Raw genomic sequence first — 17,855 nt, 5'->3', positions numbered from 1 at the left:
TGGAACGGCCTTGGAACGCCCCTGGAATGCGCTTGGAACGGGCCTGGAACGGCTTGGAACGGCTTGGAACGCCCGCCAAGCCCTTGAACCTTCTCTGGAACGCCTTGGAACGCCGTTCCTTGAGCACCTTTTCACGCGAAACCGGTTCCCGCTTTTGCGTCCGCTGCCCTAGCCGGCGACCCGCCCCTTCGCCGCCCAGGCCCGCACGGCGAGCAGGATCTCGCCGTCCGGCCCCGTCGGCAGCCGGGCGCGGAGCCGCTCGCGCAATTCCGCACGCGCCGGCTCGGTCAGCGACATGCAGTATCTGGGCGCCGAGCCGGTGCCGCCGAGGAAGGGCGTCCAGTAATCGTCGAAGCTCTCGAACGCGGCCGCGATGTCGATGGCCCGCACCTCCACGTCCGCGAGGCCCGCGCCTTCGAACAGCGCTCCGAGCGGACCGGGTCGGCAGACAGGCGCCTTCACCCCGTCGTCGAAGTCCTGCGCCCGCGGGTCGAGCGCAGCGGCCACGTCGAAGAAATGGCGCATGATCTGCATGTGGCCGGCATAATCCCACACATAGAGCCCCACGAGGCCGCCCGGGCGCACCACCCGGACCATCTCGGCGAGCGCCGCCGCCTTGTCGGGCAGGAAGTTCAGCACGAGCCCCGAGACGGCGAGGTCGAAGGCATCGTCCGCCTCCGGCAGCGCCAGCGCGTCCCCCGGCCTGAACGTCGCCCGCGGATCGGCCACCCGCGCCCGCGCCAGGTCGAGGAAGCCCAGCGCGCTGTCGATCCCGACGATCCGCGCAACCGCGGCCCCCTCCAGCAAGGCGGCGGTCAGGATTCCTGTGCCGCAGCCGATATCGATGCAGGCCCCGCCGGACTGAAGCCCGAGCCAGTCCACGAAGGCCGGCGCGACCCGACGGCTCCAGCGGCCCATATAGCGCTCGTAAGAGTCTCCCGCGCCCCACAGGCCCGGCTCGATCGGCATCGGACAACCCTCCGCACCCCCGCCGGAGTGTAGCGCATCTTGCGGAACTCGTCGCAGGCCGATGATGAAGGTTTGCGTCAACCGTGCTACTGTGTAGCACGCACTCCCGGCCTCCCGATTGCAGCATGCCCTACTACGTCTACCTCCTCGCAAGCCGCCGCCATGGCACGCTGTATCTTGGCGTGACCAACGATCTGGCGAGGCGAGCGGACGAACACCGACGCAAGCTCATCCCCGGCTTCTCCGCCCGGTACGATGTGAGCCGCCTCGTCTGGTATGAGGTCCATGACCGCATCGACGAGGCCATCGCCCGTGAGAAGAGTCTCAAGAAGTGGCGCCGCGATTGGAAGATCGCCCTGATCGAAGAGATGAATCCCGATTGGTCGGACCTGTATCTCACCTTGAACAGGTGAGGTCACCCTCCGCTCCTCTCCGTCATTCCGGGGCCGCGCAGCGGAACCCGGAACCCATAAACACGACGGCTCAGGAAGGGGCGAGCCGCGTCGCGCCATTATTGCATCGTCAGCGGTTATGGGTTCCGGGTTCGCCTTCGGCGCCCCGGAATGACGGGGAGACCACAACCTTGACGGTTGCCCTGCGAACATTATCTTGTTCATGGTTTGTACTCGTTTGCGAAGAACCGATGGCCATGACGCACGGCGACCCTGCCCCTCCCTCCCCGGCCCCTTCCGCCCCCTCCTCGAACGTGCGGGACAAGCTCAGCCCGGAGCGGGTTGCGGAGCTGCGCGAATGGGTGGAGGGCTCGACCCTCTCCCTCAAGCGCATCGGTCAGGCGCTCGGGGTCTCGGCCTCCACCCTCTCGCGCTATGCCGCGCAGGGCGGCTGGCGCCGTCCGCCGGGCGCGGCCGCGTCAGCCCGCATCGCGACGCCGAGCCCGGAGCCGGAGCGCCGGCGCAGAGCCCCGCGCCCCGTCACGGGCGGGCGGCGCCAGGAGATCACGGAAAAGCTCTGGCGCCTCGCCGAGCGCCATGCGGAGGAGCTGGAGAGCCAGCCCATCGAGCGCGCCCACCGCGCCCTCCAGCCGCTCGCCCGCCTCACCCGGACGCTGGGCGAGCTGGACAAGCACCCCCACCCGCCCCTGCCTCCAGGGCAATACGAGATCGACGCCCCAAAGCCCCGCCGCAGCCTCGCCGAACTGCGCGACGAGCTCGCGGCCCATCTGGAGCGCATCGAGCGCGAGGAAGGCCTGCACTGGGACGTGCGGGAATGGTGGTTCGAGAATGGCGGGGGGATCTAGCGGGAGGCTAGGCGGAGTGGACAAACTGACCTGCAGGCGATTGGGATGGCCCCTTGGGGCGCAGGTCACCTGCCCCATGGCCTACTTGCGGGGATCTCTCGCCGGCTCTTCTGCTGCGAGACGTCGTAACACCGCCATGAAGTCCGCGAACCGCTTTTGCCCAACCTCATCGGCCCATTCCGCCTGCAGTTCACGCAAGGAGGCGAAGATCGTCTCGCCCACCTGCCAGCCACGCTCGGTCATGTAAACCAAGCGCCGCTCACTGCCCTCCGAGGCGCGTCGTTCAAGATATCCGAGCGCCTCAACCTGGGCGATCAGGTAGTTGGTGGCCTGCGGCGACATCCCCATTCGCCGGGCCAGGTCCGCCGGCCTGACCCCATCCGGCAGGGGGTAGGTGAACACCGCAAGGTGCGCCTCCTGCAAGTCGTCGAAACCAGCCGCCCGGATGGCCTCCTGGATCCGGTCGCGTGCACGCCGCCAGCACTGGCGCAGCAAGGCTCCCACGAACGGAGGGTCGTTTTCCTCGCCGGCTCCTGCCTCATCAATGTGATCAAACGCACTTGCGCTCATTATAAAGTCGCTTTATGTTCGTTGACGTAAAGACACTTTACATCAAAGGAGAGCATCATGAAAGACATTAGCAGCAACGCCGTCCGGATCGGCGACTTGGATCTGCGGTTCCTGGTCGATGAAACCCAGGGCTCGGGTGACCTCGTCATGTTCGAGTTCACCGTCCCGCCACAGGCCCGCGTACCAGCGCCGCACTTCCACCGCGACGTGGACGAGGCGGTCTACGGACTGGAAGGAACCCTCACGGTGACCTTGGACGGAGAGAGGCGCGAGTTGCGCTCCGGCGACGTCATCTTCATCCCGCGCGGGAGCGTGCACCACCACGAGAACCTGCATGGGACGACCGCACGGGCGTTGGTCGTTCTGACCCCCGGCTCGATTGGTCGGCGCTACTTCGAGGAGATCGCTGCGGCGGTGAACGTTCCGGGCAAACCCGACTTGGCGCAGGTGAAGGAGATCATGCTCCGTCACGGCCTCATCCCCACCTGAGCACGACAATACCGACGCATTCGCTTCGCCCATGTCACCTTGGCGAAGCGGGCGTCCGGAATGGTCTTCACTGAAGGACACTCACCATGGATCAGACCTACAACAGCAATGTCCTGTTGCAGACATCGGGCCTCACGGGCCGTCAGATTGCCGCAGTTCTTATCACGGCAGCCTTGGCCGCCACACCGGTTCCGGCCATCGCGCACGAGCCCGCCGAGCATCATGCTGCCTCCAGCAGCACGGCGCAGGACGCCAGACAGCCTCTGGCCAAACGCCTCGCTCACCTCCCTCCGCTCGCGGACCTGCCGCCCGGCGTGGAGCGGATCTCACCACACGTCCCTGGCATGGGCGAACATTGGGCGGACCCGCGCGACCTGCCGCTCGGGCCAGTCTACTGCGTGATGGAAGGGCGGGTGACCTGCATGGAGTTCATGATCGCACAACAGGATTTGCGCGACGGCAAGAGCTTCGAGCGACTACGACCCTGGCACAGGATCGCAACGCCCCAGCCACCTGTGGACCACGTGAACTTCGACTTCGTGCCGAAAGGCCATCCGGGCTTCGAGGTGCCGCACTATGATGTTCACCTGTACTTTGTGCCCGCCGCGTTGTTGGAGCAAGACAAGAAGGCTCGACAGAAAGCGCACTGAGCGGTCAGCATAAGTGCCGGAACCGGGTGCCCGGGATGACGGCCAGTGGCTGCTCCAATTGGCACAGGACAAAGGTGCCCCGGCCCTGTGGCCGGGGCACCCTGCTGGTCGTGGGACGGCTAGACCACGAAGAAGTCGCTTGCCGTGATGCTGGTCCTGTTGGTCAGGGTTGCAAACAGCGTCTGATTGTCACGAGCCCCGCCATCGGCGTCGAAGAACAGGTTGCCGGTGCTCTGATCGTAGACGATCCGGTCATCGGCCTCCGCGGCGGCGCTTGCGAGCGCGAAGGCATTGGCGCTCAGGGCTCCGTCCGTCAGCCCGACGAAGACGGCGTTGTCCAGCCGCAGCGTATCGTCACTGGCGCTGAAGTCCCGGATCCTGTCGACATTGCCCGCCGGGTCGAGAGGAGCGTTGAAGATGAAGGCGTCGTCGCCCGTTCCTCCGGTGAGCACGTCATTGCCGCCGCCGCCGATGAACGTGTCGTCGCCGCGACCGCCGCCGAGGCTGTCGTTGCCGGCACCGCCCACCAGGAAGTCGCCGTCTCTCCCGCCCGTCACCCGGTCATTGCCCATGCCGGCGTTGAAGTAGTAGGCGTCGCCCGACTGAACGGCCCGGAGATTGTCGGCTCCTCTGGTGCCGAGGCTGACCACGTCGAACCGATCGCCGCGGGCGGCGCCCGAAACGAGGTCCCGCACGTCGAAGGTCAATCCGGACCTCGCCGCATCGAACGTGATGCCTTCATCGTCGAAGCGGCTGATGGCGCCGATGAGTTCGCCGGCGCTGTTCTCGGATTGAAGGCGAACCGCGAGGCCGCCATCCTGATTGGTCATCGTATCGGCGTCGGTCGCCGTTCCATTGCCCACCTCCGCGCTCGTAAAGGTGAGACGAACCTGCCGCGCCGAGGAAGCGGTGACGCTGACAATGTCGGAGCCCGAACCGAGATTGACGATGTCCGAGCCGCCGGTCGAGACATTGAAGAAGGCGCGGTCGTTGCCTGTGCCGCCGAAGAGATGGTCATGACCTGTTCCGCCGGACAATTCGTCATTGCCCGACCCGCCGACAAGATGGTCATTGCCCGCGTTGCCGAACAGTTCGTCATGGCCCGAGCCACCGTCGAGGTAATCGTCGCCGGAGCCGCCGTACAGCTCGTCGCGGCCTGAGCCGCCGCTCAGGTAGTCGTCGCCCCCTCGGCCGTACAGCTCGTCGTGGCCGCCGCGGCCTTGGAGGTTGTCGTCATTTCCCGTGCCGCGAAGCACATCGCTTCCACCATCCCCAACAACAGCTCTGCGAACCTGAAGGGAGACCGCATCCTGAAACAGCGCGAGGGCGCTGCTGTAGGAGAGTTCACGCAGCTCACCGGAGGCGATCGGCAGCACGATCTTGTAGCCGGCCGTGCCATCCACCTCGCCGGCCGTGCCTTGCCCGTGCCCGGCCAGAACCGTCTTGCCGTGCAGAACGATCTCCCTCCTGTTGAGCGACACGTCGTCCAACAGATTTGCGAATTCGCCGTTGCGCGGATCGGTCAGGTCGTAGGTTTGGGAGAACAGGAACGAGGTGCCGGCGGGGTTCGGGAAGCCCGAGGCTTCAGGCCCGGGAGGCGAGGTGAGGCTGAGAAGAACAGGGCCATAGGTGTCTCCACCCTCGTCCAGTTCGATGAACCCGTCCCGGTCGTCGTCCTGAGCCAGGGTCGGCACGGTCGCGTTGCTCCCGTCCACGAAACCGTGAATGTGCTGCGGGTGGATCTGGCCGGCCTCGACACCCCTTGCGGCCGTGATGACGGTGAGTCGGTTGCCCTTGAGCAGGAGCAGAGCCCCGCCTTCGGCCTCGGAATTGTTAAGCTCGTTCAAATCCGCGAAGAACACGCGGTCTGCCCCGGAAAAGGCCTGAAGCGCGGCATTGAGGTTTGCGCTGTTCAGGTCCAGCGAACTATGCGATCCGCTGGCTGCGCCAGAAGACGATCCGCCGTGTCCCGTATGGTTTTGCTCAGTCATCGACGACTCCCATGGTTGGTAGCGAGTGAGCTTCAGGGGAGTGGCGTGGCCTTGGCCCTCGGACAGCCGCACGCAAGACAAGGAAGAAGCCCGCATTCACCCTGAGCAGACACTACACGACATGTCAGCGATTGGATGCAGATTGCTCAAAATAACCTGATGAACATCTGCCAAGCTTAGAACCTCAATACTGGCCGCTGACACTTCCGCTTTCGATTATCGGCAGAATAATCGATGCTCTTGTATCGGCTAAGCTTAGCATGCCTGCGAATCTACATCAGTCACCAGCTGATCCGACCGCGACATCTTCAGCCGCTGGCCCGCCTCACGCGGATCCTCGCCGAACTGCGCGGCGAGCTCGCGGCCCATCCCGAGCCCATCGAGCGCGAGGAGGGCCTGCACCGGGACGTGCGGGAATGGCGGGGGAATTTGAGCAAGAGCGGCAAGGCTCAACGGAAAAGATCAGCGGACATTCGCACGTTCACTCGATCCTGCGCGCTCCTTCAACCCGTCATGCACCCTGCCGAGAAGCAGGACGCATGGCGCAGCCATCAGCCCTCTTGCCCCTTGGCATCCGGGGCGAACGCCCGTGCGGATGTCGCTTCGCGCTCCGCGGTGGTCCTGAGAACCGAAACGAGTTCTTCCTGGTTGAACGGCTTCTGGAGAAAGGCGAGCGGGCCTGTGGCCTCGGCGGCCTGACGCGTCAGGGCTTCGCCGGACCCGGAGATGAACAGGTAGGGGATTGCACGATCGCGCGCCGCGTGGGCGACATCGATCCCGGTCATGCTGCCCTTCAGCTTGATGTCCAGGATGGCGAGGTCGACCCGGTCCCGCGCCAGGGCCTCGAGCGCCTTCTCGCCCGTCGCGGCAAAGCCCGCCACTTCGTGACCCGCTTCCTCGACCACATCGGCGATGTAGTCCGCCACGAGGGTTTCGTCCTCGACGATGAGAACGCGCAGCCTCTCGCTCAGAGTGGAACGCTGATCCGGCATGTGGCTCCCGCTTCGCCTCGTTCGAACGACACCTCACCCTCCATCTGGTCCGCCAGCCGTCGGATGAGGCGCATTCCGACACCGGACGCCGCAGACGGATCCAAATCCTCGGGGTATCCCGCTCCATCGTCCGCGACGGTCAGGACCGCTCGATTGGCTGCCGCTTCGAGAGTCACCGACAGCTGTCCGGCGCGACCGTCCGGAAACGCATGCTTCAAGGAATTGGTGAGAACTTCATTGGCAATGAGCCCGAACGGCACTGCCAAGTCAACCGGCAACTCCACCGCTTCCAGCCGAAGGGCAAGCCGAACGCGCCCGCCCGACAACCCGGCGAGGCTTCCGGCCAGCCGTTCGACGAAGGCCGCAAAGTCCACCCGGCGAAAGTCCTCCGAGCGGTAGAACTCCTCCTGCAGGGCGCTCAGCGCCTGGATGCGTCGCTGGAGGTCCGCGAGCTGCTCCCGGTCGCTCGGGTCCGCGATCGCCTTCTCCGTCATCCGCAGGAGGCTGATCACGATCTGGAGGTTGTTGTGCAGCCGGTGGTACAGCTCCTTGAGAACCAGGTCGCGGTTTTCGCTGAGCTCGAGCAGCTCCCGCCTGCGGTCGTAGGCCGAGCGGACCGCCGCGGCGAGGCGGCGAAGCTGCTTGGCGCCCTTGACCACGTAATCGTCGAAGCCGTGCTTGAGCGCGCGAACCGCCAGCTCCTCGTTGCCCGTGCCCGTGAACATGACCGTGCAGCAGAAGGGATTGGCGGCCTTGACCTTGTCGAAGACGGCGATCCCGTCCGACCAGCGCAGGTCGTAATCGGTGACCAGAATGTCGGGCGCCGGCTCCCGCAGGAGGGCTTCGAGCCCATTGAGATCGGGAGCTTCCCGGATGTCGGCGTCGGGGAACTCCTGGGCAACGGCCCGAATTGCCAGAGCACGGGTATCGGGGTCGTCATCGACAAAGAGGATGCGCATGGGATCGTTCAGGCAGGAAGCGATGAATGAACTGGTGCACGAGGCTGCAAAGGCAACGAACGGGAAGCTCCGTTGATCCTGTCCACCGGCAGCCATCCGTCACGAACGGCGGCCGAGACACCGCCCACGCGTGACCCTGTTACGTCCGGCCCGTCCCGGATCAGGCCGTTTCTCGGCTCCGGCGCCCTTGCGCTGGCCGGGGCGCTGCTGGTCGCCAGCGCGATCACGTTGAACGTGTTTCTCTTGAGCCTCTCGGAGGCCCGGGGCCTGGTTCTGCGCGCGAGTTCCATCCTTCAGGGCGTGGCCGAACTGCACGTGGACGTTCGCGCCGCCGAGACGGGCCAGAGGGGCTACATCCTGACCGGGGAGCGCCGCTACCTCGCTCCCTACGAGCAGGCGACCGGACAGGTCTGGGACAGCTTCCGGCGGCTGGAAAACGACGTGCAGGATCCTGGGCAGGTGAGCCGCCTTCGTCAGCTGCGCCCGCTCATCCAGGCCAAGCTGGACGAGCTGGCCCGAACGGTCGAGCTTCGGCACCGGAGCCTCGAGGAGGCCCTGGCCTTGGTCCGGACGGATGCCGGGCAGCGGCTGATGGAGGAGATCGACGCTGCCATCGTCGCGTTCGAGCATGCCGAGCGGGACATCATGGTCTCCCGCACCCGGCGCCTGGAGCGGCAGGCGACCTGGACCAGCCGGGTCGCCGCCCTGACGGGGGTCCTGGCGCTGGTCAGCACCATCCTCGGCGTCATCTGGATCGGGCGGCAGCGCGCCAATGCCCGGCTCCTGGAGGCCGAGCGGGGCTTCCGGCGCAGCCTCGAACGGCAGGTCGAGGAGCGCACCGCCCAGCTCACCCAGGTCAACCGCGAGCTCGATGCCTTCGCCTACACGATCTCCCATGACCTGAGGGCGCCGCTGCGCGCCATGCACGGCTACGCCGATGCGCTCGTGGAGGATTACGGCTCCGTCCTGCCGGAGGAGGGTCATCGTTTTGCCACGCGCATCGTCGCCGCCGCCGGACGAATGGAGGGCCTGATCCAGGACATCCTCACCTACAGCCGCCTGGCCCGGGAGGAGGTGAGCGTGCGCCCGGTTTCCCTCGAAACCACGATAGAGAGGGTGATCGCCGATGCCGAGTTGCAGATTCGCGAAACGAAGGCGGCGGTCGAGGTGAAGCATCCTCTGCCCGACGTCATGGCGCATCCGCCCACCCTCGCCCAGGCCGCGGCGAACCTGCTGTCGAACGCCATCAAGTTCGTCCCGCCGGACCGGACACCGCGGATCTGCATCAGGGCCGAGGCGCGGGACGGGCGGGTCCGGCTCTGGATCGAGGACAACGGCATCGGCATCGATCCCGCCCATCAGGAGCGCGTGTTCCAGCCCTTCCAGCGCCTTCATGGCGTGGAAAGCTATCCGGGGACAGGGATCGGCCTCGCCATCGTCCGCAGAAGCCTTGAACGCATGGGCGGCCGCAGCGGCGTGATCTCAAGGCCGGGAGAGGGAAGCCGCTTCTGGATCGAGCTCAGGTCGGCACGGAAGGAGAGGCCGGAATGAACCCTGCCGACGACCTGATCCTGATCGTCGAGGACGATCCCGACGACCGGGACCTGCTCGCCCGGGCCTTTCGAAAAGCCAAGGTGGAGACGCCCCTCCACTTCGCGGTGGACGGCAACGAGGCGCTGACATTTCTCGACCGCGCCGGCAGCGCTCCGGACCGGCCCCGTCCGGTGGTCATCCTCCTGGACCTCAAGCTTCCCGGCCGTTCCGGCTTCGAGGTGCTCGCGTGGATCAAGGGGCAGCCGCTCCTTCGAACCATCCCCGTGATCATCCTGACCTCCTCGCGGGAAAGCGTCGACCTCCAGAGGGCCTACGACCTCGGGGCGAACTCGTATCTGGTGAAGCCGGCGCGTCCCGACGAACTGCTGCGCATGGTCGAGCAGATCGACGCCTATTGGCTCGGCCTCAACGAGAGCCTTCGACCCGCCATGTGAAGGTCCGGGGTCGCTGCCGCCCATCGATGGTTTGCCCGTGTCGCCATGGACGTGGCAGGGCGACGGGCGTGCCGAACCCTGATGACCGCTGCGTTCGAGCGGCCCACCCACCGGGCCTCGTCGCGGATCGCGGTGACGGACGATCTGAACGGGATCCTGCCGGAACTCCCCTCTCCGGAAGCAATCCCATCCGCGCAGCAATCCCACTGAGCCCTCGAGGCAGCCCTCACCGCCGAACCCGAAAGCCCAGAGGCTCCCTCGTGCGAGGATCGATCGTGACCCGCCATGGCCCTCCGGACCGTTCAGCCCCACCTCCGGGCATGAATGCCCGACTTGCCAGTCGAGCCGTGGGACGGCCCCACCCGCTCTTGCCGTCGGGCATACGAGATCGACAACCAGCCCCGCCGCAGCCTCGCCGAACTGCACGACGAACTCGCGGCCCATGTGGAGCGCATCGAACGCGAGGAGCAGGAGTATGAGGAGCGCTATCGATGGACGTCTGAGAATGGGGCGGGGATTTGAACTGAACAGGCGACGTGATGAACTAGGACACCACAATATCGGAATTAGGTTGGGGACAATGGCAACAAGGCTCTTTGCAGCGTGCGGTTGTAAAGTAATCTATATCAACTTTATAACGTGCAAAGTACAAGATGACGAACTTCTCGGCAGAAAAGCCTTGTCGCATTCTGAGCCTTGATGGAGGAGGCGCCAAAGGCTTCTACAGTTTGGGGGTTCTTCGGGAGATCGAAGGGCTCATTGGTTGCCGCCTGTACGAAAAATTCGACTTGATTTTTGGTACGAGCACTGGAGCCATTATCGCATCGCTCCTGGCTCTCGGTCATTCAGTTGAGGAGATCCATCAGCTCTACAAGGAATACGTCCCCACCATCATGCAACGGAAGACTCCTAAGGAAAAGTCAGCAGCCCTTGAACACCTTGCTAGGGAAGTCTTCAAAGACCAAAGGTTTGACGCCGTTAAGACAGGCGTAGGAGTCGTCGCAACCAAGTGGGAAATCGAGCGCCCGATGATCTTCAAGGGCAGCGTAGAGCAAGCGCACGGGCGCACCGGGACTTTTGTGCCCGGGTTTGGAGTGACGATCGCTGATGCGGTACAGGCTTCGTGCTCAGCATACCCATTCTTCAACAGGAAGGTCGTTACGACGGCAATGGGAGATCGCATCGAACTCATCGATGGTGGTTACTGCGCGAATAATCCGACCTTGTACGCAATAGCAGATGCACTTGTTGCACTCCAAGTTCCCCGTGAGCATGTGCGCGTCGTGAGTGTCGGCGTCGGAGTGTACCCCGAGCCGAAGCCAGGTCTGAAGATGTGGCTAGCGAAGAAATACTTAGTCAGCGTCCAGCTACTTCAGAAGACGTTGGAGATCAACACTCAGTCCATGGATCAACTCCGGGTTATCCTTTTCAAGGACGTTGCCACTGTCCGCATTAGCGACACGTTTGAAAAGCCAGAGATGGCAACAGACTTGTTTGAACATGACATGGATAAACTCAATATCCTACGCCAGCGAGGCGCGGAGTCTTACGCTTCGCGAGAGCCGATTCTGAAGCAATACTTATTCTAGGAGAAGCGCGTGGCCGTTCCCGAACCACAACTCGAAACTTGGTCCCACCAAGGGGCCATCGCGCAGTCGCGCGACACATACGTGACAGTTAAAAGCGTACTTGAGGACGTGAATTCAGCGTATTTCGTGAAAAATTTTCACATCCGTCTACAAGGCTCGTACGCAAACGATACGAATGTCTTTCGTGATAGTGATGTAGACATAATAATCCGCCTCGATTCGACATTCTATCACGACGCGCCTACTCTCCCAGCTGATCAGTACCGCATCTTTGAGCGTAAATACCCTGGTACTGCACACTATGGGCTCCCCGAATTTAAGAAGGAGGTAGCCGATTGGCTTCGTCAAAAATTTGGGAGGATTGATGTTGGTCAAAAGGCCATCTTCATTCCTGGAGACGGCAGACGTCGCGATTGCGATGTGCTGCCTTGTGCCCGATTTAAATATTACTACCGTGTCACAGAGGAAGATGAGAGCTTCGCTGACGGGATTTGCTTTTTCTTGCGTGACGGCACGAGGATTGTGAATTTCCCAGTGCAGCACAGCGACAACTGCACAGCCAAACATCAGGCGACAAATAGCTGGTTTAAGCCGACAGTGCGCCTCTATAAGAACATGCGCAACTATCTGATTGAACGGAGCATAATTCCAGATGGCATCGCACCATCGTACTTCATCGAAGGAATGCTCTGGAATGTGCCATCCGAGAAATTCGGAACGAGTTTCGAAAACACTTTCGTTGAGACATTCACCTACATAATCAATGCAGATCGCTCATTGTTCAAATGTGCTAACGGTATTCACCCACTCCTTGGCAACACGCCAGTGAACTGGTCGGCAGGCAACTGCCAAGCATACCTAAACGCATTGCGGCATCTATGGAACAATTGGCCGAACCTGTAGATTTTCCGCGTGAACAGACTTCACTTATGGGATGGCTTTGATTAGCAGTTCTGGAGCCCACAAGGACATCGCTCCAAGCTACGTTCCTGCTTCAACGTACACATAGGTGGATCTGCAATGGGTTTATCGCTCTACCTCTAGTTACGACGATTCTTTGGATACGTGTGAATAAATACTTCCATCAGCGGATATTCTAAGCTTCCCTTATGGAATGAGCGACCATCCAGCCGCGCTCGGTTGACGCCACCTTCGTCAATATGTTCATTTTTTGTTCTCAAATACACGAGAGCGAAAGTCCTGGCAGACGTCAGTGGCGGGACGGTAAGTGTTCCGGTGATCGGTCATGATGTGTGTGCGAGCTTCCCCTCCCCGGCTCAGGACTACATTGAGGACAACGTGGAGCTTCCTCGCTGGATGGCGCCCAATCCGGCCTTCACGTTTCTCTTCAAGGTGGGCGGCCACTCGATGGTCAAGGCGCGGATTTTTCCGGCGACCTGCTCATCGTCGACCGCAGCATCACGCGGGCGAACCGCCACCGTGGTGATGGACATCGGTGGGGAGCGCAGCGTCAAGCGCCTGCTGCTCAACGCAGACCTTCTTACATTTCTGTAAGGCTCCCGCTACCGCTTCCTGCGGCCATCCCAACCGTCCTGTCCCACCTCTGCACATGAAACCCCGACTTGCCAATCGCGCCCTGTGACGGCACTCTCCAGCCCAACCAAGACATTCCAGCGGGTGGTTGCCGGAGCCTTGTCGCGCCGGGCAGCCAGGACAAGGGAACGGCCAATCATGATCATGAACGGTGGGAACGCCGGCGACGGCGGGAGGGACGAGGCCGCCCTGCTCGGGGCTCGGGCGGGGCTTCTCAGCCGCCGGTCGTTTCTGGCCGGCTCGGCCGCCGGCCTCGGCGCGCTGGGGCTCGCCGGCTGCGCCACGTCCGACGGGATGAGCCTCGCCGAGGCGAGGCAGGTCTACGGGCCGGTGCCCGACGAAAAGTTCCCGATCCCGGCGATCGACGTCAGCAAGGTCGATCCCAAGTATTTCCGCCGGACGGTTCGCTACGAGACCAGGGAGGCGCCCGGGACGATCATCGTCGATCCCGGCAACTACTACGTCTACCGCGTCGAGGGCGACGGGAACGCCACCCGCTACGGAGCCAATGTGGGCCGCGACGGGTTCCGGTGGAGCGGCGAGGCCTATGTGGGGCGCAAGAGCGAATGGGCGACCTGGACCCCGCCCGCGGCGATGATCAAGCGCCAGCCCGAGGCGGCCAAATGGGCCCGCGGCATGCCGGGCGGCCTCGACAACCCGCTCGGCGCCCGCACGCTCCATCTCTACCAGAACGGCGCCTACACGCTCTACACGATCTATGCCAGCCTCGACGCGGAATCGATCGGCAACGGCATCACGAGCGGCTGCGTCGGCCTGCTCACGCAGGACATGATCCACCTCTACGACCGCACGCCGGTCAAGACGAAGGTGATCGTGCTGCCGGCTTGAAGCATCGGCGTCGGACGAGCGGCGGGGACAGAGCCGGAGAACCGGCTCCAGGGATCTAAGGAACGCGCCATGGCCAAGAACACGATCTGCCTCTGGTACGACAAGGATGCCGAGGCGGCCGCCCGCTTCTATGCCGAGACTTTCCCTGACAGCGCGGTCCATGCGGTGCACCGCGCCCCCGGCGACTACCCGTCGGGCAAGGAGGGCGACGTGCTGACGGTGGAGTTCACCGTTGCGGGCGTGGCCTGCCTCGGCCTCAACGGCGGCCCCGCGTTCAAGCACAACGAAGCCTTCTCGTTCCAGATCGCCACCGACGATCAGGAGGAGACCGACCGCTACTGGAACGCCATCGTGGGCAATGGCGGCCAGGAGAGCGCCTGCGGCTGGTGCAAGGACCGGTGGGGCGTGTCGTGGCAGATCACGCCGCGCGTGCTCACGGAGGCGCTGGCGGCCGGCGGCGCCGAGGCCAAGCGCGCCTTCGAGGCGATGATGCACATGACGAAGATCGACGTCGCCCAGATCGAGGCGGCGCGGCGCGGCTGACGTTCCGTCGCCCATGGCGGCCCTGCCCGCGCCGGCGCGGGCTCACCGCCCGGGAGCGATGCCGTCGAGCAGGAAGTCGAGGCCTTTCCTGAAGGCGCCGTCCCAGTCGTCGTCGAGCAGAAGACGGGTGCCCGCGATGGTGGGGTAATGCTGGCCAAGCTCCGTCAGGCGCCTTTGCGCGGCGGCCCTGTCCTCGTCCGAGAGGTCGAAGCTCCCCCGGGTGATGGTGGCGCCCATCACGTAGTTCCAGAGCGACCATATGCCGGCGTTGAGATCCGCCTCCGCGACGCCGGCCCTGGACAGGGTCTCGCCGAGCAGTTCCAGGCGGGCCAGGATGTTCGGGCCGAGCGCCCGGCGCGGCAGCAGCGATGCCGACCAGGGATGGCGCAGCATGCAGGCGCGCCAGTCTTCGAGCATGTGAACGACCTCGGCGCGCCAGTCCCGAGCCCGACCGGTCTGCGGCGCTCCGCGATAGGCGAGCACCGCGTCGAGGGCCAGGTCGAGGACCTCCCCCTTGCTGCCGACATGCCAGTACAGGCTCATCGCCCCCGCGCCGAGCCGGTCGGCGAGCCGGCGCATCGTCAATCCGTCGAGCCCCTGCGCATCGAGCAGTTCCACCGCGGCCGCCACGATCCGCTCCAGGGAGAGCGACGGCTCGCCGGCCGGTTCCGGCGCGGGGGGACGGGAGGCCCCCGTCCGTCGCGATGTCCTGCTCCCGGCGCTGCTGCGTTTGGCTGCCATCCGTCCTTCCCTGCCCTTCGGAGCGATGATCTATGCCGACAATCCGGGGCATGTCGATCCTGAAGCCATTGACTCGTACGCTGTACGGTGCCAATCAGTCGTACAGCGTACGAGTCGATCGTATGCGCAACGGGTGAAAGGTCAATCCTGCCGGCTGCCGGGTTCAATGCTCCCGGCCGGAGCCGGGAGACCGTCCTGTCACGCGCCGTCAGACATCTGCTTACCGGAGGGTTCATCATGAGCATGGGAGTTTCCCAGGCGGCGACAGCGGGCGGGACCGCTCGCAAGCCGATCATCGTCAATCCGCAAAACCTCTACGACCCGACGCCGAACGGCTACAGCACCGCGGTGATCGTGCCCGCCGGAGCGAGGGTGGCCTATATCTCGGGCCAGGGCGGTCAGGACGCCACGGGAGGCCTCTCGCCCGACTTCGCCGTCCAGGTCGAGCAGGCCTATGCGAACCTGCGCACGGCCATCGAGGCGCTCGGCGCGAAGCCGGATCGGGTCGCCAAGCTCACGGTCTACGTGGTCGATCACGACATGTCCAAGCTCGAGGTGCTGACCAGGAATGTGAAGGCCATGTTCGGCGAGGCGCTGCCGGCGCAGACCCTGGTTCCCGTGCCGAAGCTCGCCATCGATCCCATGCTGTTCGAGGTCGAGGCCGTCGTCGTTCTGGATGAGGGTTGATGCTGGATCAGGGCCGTTCGGGTTGCCGAATGCGCGGCGGAGCGTGTAAGTACCTGCCTCTTGCCAGGATGAGAGTCGGTTCATGCAAGAACAGGCAACGGTCGAAATCCAGCCGCTCGCGGGGCGTCGCGAGTGGATCGGGCTCTGCGTCCTGTCGGTCGCCTGCCTGATCTACTCGATGGACCTGTCCGTGCTCTTTCTGGCGATGCCGGCCATCGTCGCGGATCTCGATCCGTCGGCGTCGGAACTTCTCTGGATCAACGACATCTACGGCTTCATGGTCGCGGGCTTCCTCGTGACCATGGGCACCCTCGGCGACAGGATCGGCCGCCGGCGCGTGCTGCTCATCGGCGCCTTCGCTTTCGGTCTGGCGTCCGCACTCGCGGCGTTCTCAGGCACGGCGCAGCAGCTCATCGTTGCGCGCGCGCTGCTCGGCATCGCCGGCGCGACGATCGCTCCCTCGACCCTGTCCCTGGTGGTCAATCTCTTCCAGAACGAACAGGAGCGGAACCGGGCGATCGGCATCTGGGGCACCGCCTTCGCCTTGGGCGGGCTGGTGGGCCCTCTCATCGGCGGCGTGCTGCTGCAATACTTCCACTGGGGATCGGTGTTTCTGATCAACATCCCGATCATGCTCGCGCTGCTGGTCGCCGCGCCCTTCCTGCTGCCGGAATACAGGAACGAGGGCGGCGAGAGGCTCGATCTCGTCAGCGTGGCTTTGTCGCTCGGGACCGTGCTGCCGATCATCTACGGCTTCAAGCACATGGCGGCCGACGGCTTCGCGCCGCGCCAGCTGGTCGCCATCGCGACCGGGCTCATGGTCGGCGTGCTGTTCGTGCGCCGCCAGAAGAGCCTCGCGCATCCCATGATCGACCTGCGCCTGTTCCGCATCCCGGCCTTCACCGCCTCGCTGATCGTCAATCTGGCCGGCATGTTCTTCGTGTTCGGCGTGTTCCTGTTCCAGAACCTGTTCCTACAGCTGGTTCTCGGCCTGTCGCCGCTCGAGGCGGCCGTGTGGTCCGTGCCGTCCGCCTTCGTCTTCACGATCATGTCGTTGCAGGCGTACCGGTTCACGAACCGTCTCGGGCCGGTCAAGACCGTTCTCATCGGGCTGCTCGTCTATGCGGTCGGCGTGTCCGCGATGGCCGTCGCCGCCTATGCCGAGAGCCTGGTCGGCGTTCTTGGCGCCAGCATGCTGATCGGTCTCGGCTTCGTGCCGGTCGTCCTCACCACGACGGGCCTGATCGTGGGCACCGCGCCCCCGGAGCAGGCCGGTTCGGCCTCCGCCATCTCCGAGACGAGCGCGGAGTTCGGCGGAGCGCTCGGCGTGGCCATCCTCGGAAGCCTCGGAACCCTCGTCTACCGCATGACGATGGGCGGCGTGGACCTGAACGGCCTGAACGCCGCCCAGCAACAGGCCGTCTCCGCGACCCTCGCGGGCGCGGTCGAGACCGCCAAGGCGATGGGCCAGACCGCACCGGCGTGGCTGGAAACGGCGCGCAGCGGCTTCTCTCTCGGCTTTGCCGCCTGCTGCGCGCTGGCCGCGGTGACGCTGCTCGGCCTGGCAGCCCTTGCTCACAGGATCTATTCCAGCGCTCACATCGGCGAGAGCGCGCAGATGCCTCACTAGAGATGATTCCATTAGCATGGAATCATCTCCCTTCTTGGCTTGCCGCATTTCTTGACGGCGAACCGGATCCACTTCGCCGAAAAATGCTCTAGGCTGCGCCTGCCGGCACTGCACAGCGATCAGGATGATCCGTTGATTAACCGTGTCGGGGCAATTCCTGGCGATGCGGGTGCGGCGCTGTTGACTTGATGCCAAGTTCAGCGAAACTCGGCCTATCGACACGATAATCGTGGTGGATTGAGGACGTGAGCGATGAGCAGCTCCTCAAGGCATGAGGCCTCTCCGCCGCGCCGGTGAGAGTCCGGCATTTTCAGGTCTGCCGGCCAGACCGATATTCCTCGTACCTACCAAGCCAATACTAATAATTTTCTCGGCCACAAGAAGAACAACGTGGCA

The 17,855-nt window shown here is 64.2% G+C and carries 21 protein-coding genes; 15 read left to right on the top strand and 6 right to left on the bottom strand.

Features of this window, described 5'->3' with window-relative positions; genetic code table 11:
* Positions 1-168: 168 nt before the first annotated feature.
* The gene (locus GR303_RS14390) at positions 169-969 is read right to left on the bottom strand and encodes a class I SAM-dependent methyltransferase (RefSeq protein ID WP_161722943.1); all 801 of its coding nucleotides are present in this window, start codon (positions 967-969) and stop codon (positions 169-171) included.
* 125 nt (positions 970-1,094) lie between these two features.
* Between GR303_RS14390 and GR303_RS14385 the strand changes: the two genes are divergently transcribed.
* Together GR303_RS14385 and GR303_RS14380 are read left to right on the top strand one after the other, a co-directional pair.
* Complete coding sequence (locus tag GR303_RS14385) at positions 1,095-1,382, top strand: GIY-YIG nuclease family protein (protein ID WP_161722942.1); 288 nt, start codon at positions 1,095-1,097, stop codon at positions 1,380-1,382.
* Between the two features lie 236 nt (positions 1,383-1,618).
* The gene (locus GR303_RS14380; protein ID WP_210254030.1) at positions 1,619-2,227 is read left to right on the top strand and encodes a hypothetical protein; all 609 of its coding nucleotides are present in this window, start codon (positions 1,619-1,621) and stop codon (positions 2,225-2,227) included.
* Between the two features lie 81 nt (positions 2,228-2,308).
* On the opposite strand, the gene GR303_RS14375 is transcribed toward GR303_RS14380, so the two are convergent.
* Positions 2,309-2,797, bottom strand: coding sequence for a MarR family winged helix-turn-helix transcriptional regulator (locus tag GR303_RS14375; protein ID WP_161722940.1), 489 nt, complete (start codon positions 2,795-2,797; stop codon positions 2,309-2,311).
* Positions 2,798-2,854: 57 nt separating this feature from the next.
* Between GR303_RS14375 and GR303_RS14370 the strand changes: the two genes are divergently transcribed.
* Entirely contained in the window at positions 2,855-3,286 is a 432-nt protein-coding gene (locus GR303_RS14370; RefSeq protein WP_161722939.1) for a cupin domain-containing protein, read from the top strand.
* 86 nt (positions 3,287-3,372) lie between these two features.
* Positions 3,373-3,936 (top strand): hypothetical protein, encoded by a 564-nt coding sequence (locus tag GR303_RS14365; protein ID WP_201752063.1) that lies wholly within the window; start codon positions 3,373-3,375, stop codon positions 3,934-3,936.
* 119 nt (positions 3,937-4,055) lie between these two features.
* Here the strand turns inward: GR303_RS14365 and GR303_RS14360 are convergent, their stop codons facing one another.
* The 3 genes from GR303_RS14360 to GR303_RS14350 form a co-directional block, all read right to left on the bottom strand.
* Positions 4,056-5,927, bottom strand: coding sequence for a calcium-binding protein (locus GR303_RS14360; RefSeq protein WP_161747585.1), 1,872 nt, complete (start codon positions 5,925-5,927; stop codon positions 4,056-4,058).
* Positions 5,928-6,478: 551 nt separating this feature from the next.
* On the bottom strand, positions 6,479-6,919 hold the full coding sequence (locus GR303_RS14355) for a response regulator (protein WP_161722937.1): 441 nt from the start codon (positions 6,917-6,919) through the stop codon (positions 6,479-6,481).
* Positions 6,895-7,878 carry a sensor histidine kinase gene (locus tag GR303_RS14350; RefSeq protein WP_161722936.1) on the bottom strand — a complete coding sequence of 328 codons (984 nt, stop codon included), beginning with the start codon at positions 7,876-7,878 and terminating at the stop codon, positions 6,895-6,897. The genes GR303_RS14355 and GR303_RS14350 overlap by 25 nt, the downstream gene beginning before the upstream one ends.
* A gap of 72 nt (positions 7,879-7,950) precedes the next feature.
* Between GR303_RS14350 and GR303_RS14345 the strand changes: the two genes are divergently transcribed.
* The 9 genes from GR303_RS14345 to GR303_RS14310 all read left to right on the top strand — a co-directional run bounded on the left by GR303_RS14345 (position 7,951) and on the right by GR303_RS14310 (position 14,401).
* On the top strand, positions 7,951-9,429 hold the full coding sequence (locus GR303_RS14345; protein ID WP_161722935.1) for a sensor histidine kinase: 1,479 nt from the start codon (positions 7,951-7,953) through the stop codon (positions 9,427-9,429).
* Positions 9,426-9,866, top strand: coding sequence for a response regulator (locus tag GR303_RS14340; protein WP_161722934.1), 441 nt, complete (start codon positions 9,426-9,428; stop codon positions 9,864-9,866). The genes GR303_RS14345 and GR303_RS14340 overlap by 4 nt, the downstream gene beginning before the upstream one ends.
* An 81-nt stretch (positions 9,867-9,947) precedes the next feature.
* Entirely contained in the window at positions 9,948-10,076 is a 129-nt protein-coding gene (locus GR303_RS25155) for a hypothetical protein (protein ID WP_281351472.1), read from the top strand.
* A gap of 114 nt (positions 10,077-10,190) precedes the next feature.
* The gene (locus GR303_RS14335; RefSeq protein ID WP_161722933.1) at positions 10,191-10,388 is read left to right on the top strand and encodes a hypothetical protein; all 198 of its coding nucleotides are present in this window, start codon (positions 10,191-10,193) and stop codon (positions 10,386-10,388) included.
* 131 nt (positions 10,389-10,519) lie between these two features.
* Positions 10,520-11,455: a patatin-like phospholipase family protein gene (locus GR303_RS14330; protein WP_161722932.1), complete on the top strand. Its 936-nt coding sequence runs from the start codon at positions 10,520-10,522 to the stop codon at positions 11,453-11,455.
* Positions 11,456-11,464: 9 nt separating this feature from the next.
* Positions 11,465-12,358 (top strand): nucleotidyltransferase domain-containing protein, encoded by an 894-nt coding sequence (locus GR303_RS14325; RefSeq protein WP_161722931.1) that lies wholly within the window; start codon positions 11,465-11,467, stop codon positions 12,356-12,358.
* A gap of 333 nt (positions 12,359-12,691) precedes the next feature.
* Positions 12,692-12,970: a LexA family protein gene (locus GR303_RS24755; RefSeq protein ID WP_343038436.1), complete on the top strand. Its 279-nt coding sequence runs from the start codon at positions 12,692-12,694 to the stop codon at positions 12,968-12,970.
* Between the two features lie 177 nt (positions 12,971-13,147).
* Positions 13,148-13,858: a L,D-transpeptidase gene (locus GR303_RS14315; RefSeq protein ID WP_161722929.1), complete on the top strand. Its 711-nt coding sequence runs from the start codon at positions 13,148-13,150 to the stop codon at positions 13,856-13,858.
* Positions 13,859-13,927: 69 nt separating this feature from the next.
* Entirely contained in the window at positions 13,928-14,401 is a 474-nt protein-coding gene (locus GR303_RS14310) for a VOC family protein (protein WP_161722928.1), read from the top strand.
* 42 nt (positions 14,402-14,443) lie between these two features.
* On the opposite strand, the gene GR303_RS14305 is transcribed toward GR303_RS14310, so the two are convergent.
* Entirely contained in the window at positions 14,444-15,142 is a 699-nt protein-coding gene (locus GR303_RS14305; RefSeq protein WP_161722927.1) for a TetR/AcrR family transcriptional regulator, read from the bottom strand.
* Between the two features lie 195 nt (positions 15,143-15,337).
* Between GR303_RS14305 and GR303_RS14300 the strand changes: the two genes are divergently transcribed.
* Positions 15,338-15,829, top strand: coding sequence for a RidA family protein (locus GR303_RS14300; RefSeq protein ID WP_161723102.1), 492 nt, complete (start codon positions 15,338-15,340; stop codon positions 15,827-15,829).
* Between the two features lie 82 nt (positions 15,830-15,911).
* Positions 15,912-17,459, top strand: coding sequence for an MFS transporter (locus GR303_RS14295; RefSeq protein ID WP_161722926.1), 1,548 nt, complete (start codon positions 15,912-15,914; stop codon positions 17,457-17,459).
* Positions 17,460-17,855: the final 396 nt, after the last annotated feature.

Source organism: Microvirga arsenatis (assembly GCF_009910705.1).
GTDB classification, from domain to species: Bacteria; Pseudomonadota; Alphaproteobacteria; order Rhizobiales; family Beijerinckiaceae; genus Microvirga; species Microvirga arsenatis.
The sequence above is the reverse complement of the archived record's forward strand: the minus strand, read 5'-3'. Positions and strand labels throughout refer to the sequence as shown.

Excerpts from the sequence above, each read along its gene's own strand:
- GR303_RS14390 (WP_161722943.1), bottom strand. The coding sequence starts at position 969 with ATGCCGATCGAGCCGGGCCTGTGGGGCGCGGGAGACTCTTACGAGCGC.
- GR303_RS14385 (WP_161722942.1), top strand. The coding sequence starts at position 1,095 with ATGCCCTACTACGTCTACCTCCTCGCAAGCCGCCGCCATGGCACGCTG.
- GR303_RS14380 (WP_210254030.1), top strand. The coding sequence starts at position 1,619 with ATGACGCACGGCGACCCTGCCCCTCCCTCCCCGGCCCCTTCCGCCCCC.
- GR303_RS14375 (WP_161722940.1), bottom strand. The coding sequence starts at position 2,797 with ATGAGCGCAAGTGCGTTTGATCACATTGATGAGGCAGGAGCCGGCGAG.
- GR303_RS14370 (WP_161722939.1), top strand. The coding sequence starts at position 2,855 with ATGAAAGACATTAGCAGCAACGCCGTCCGGATCGGCGACTTGGATCTG.
- GR303_RS14365 (WP_201752063.1), top strand. The coding sequence starts at position 3,373 with ATGGATCAGACCTACAACAGCAATGTCCTGTTGCAGACATCGGGCCTC.
- GR303_RS14360 (WP_161747585.1), bottom strand. The coding sequence starts at position 5,927 with ATGACTGAGCAAAACCATACGGGACACGGCGGATCGTCTTCTGGCGCA.
- GR303_RS14355 (WP_161722937.1), bottom strand. The coding sequence starts at position 6,919 with ATGCCGGATCAGCGTTCCACTCTGAGCGAGAGGCTGCGCGTTCTCATC.
- GR303_RS14350 (WP_161722936.1), bottom strand. The coding sequence starts at position 7,878 with ATGCGCATCCTCTTTGTCGATGACGACCCCGATACCCGTGCTCTGGCA.
- GR303_RS14340 (WP_161722934.1), top strand. The coding sequence starts at position 9,426 with ATGAACCCTGCCGACGACCTGATCCTGATCGTCGAGGACGATCCCGAC.
- GR303_RS25155 (WP_281351472.1), top strand. The coding sequence starts at position 9,948 with ATGACCGCTGCGTTCGAGCGGCCCACCCACCGGGCCTCGTCGCGGATC.
- GR303_RS14335 (WP_161722933.1), top strand. The coding sequence starts at position 10,191 with ATGCCCGACTTGCCAGTCGAGCCGTGGGACGGCCCCACCCGCTCTTGC.
- GR303_RS14330 (WP_161722932.1), top strand. The coding sequence starts at position 10,520 with ATGACGAACTTCTCGGCAGAAAAGCCTTGTCGCATTCTGAGCCTTGAT.
- GR303_RS14315 (WP_161722929.1), top strand. The coding sequence starts at position 13,148 with ATGATCATGAACGGTGGGAACGCCGGCGACGGCGGGAGGGACGAGGCC.
- GR303_RS14310 (WP_161722928.1), top strand. The coding sequence starts at position 13,928 with ATGGCCAAGAACACGATCTGCCTCTGGTACGACAAGGATGCCGAGGCG.
- GR303_RS14305 (WP_161722927.1), bottom strand. The coding sequence starts at position 15,142 with ATGGCAGCCAAACGCAGCAGCGCCGGGAGCAGGACATCGCGACGGACG.
- GR303_RS14295 (WP_161722926.1), top strand. The coding sequence starts at position 15,912 with ATGCAAGAACAGGCAACGGTCGAAATCCAGCCGCTCGCGGGGCGTCGC.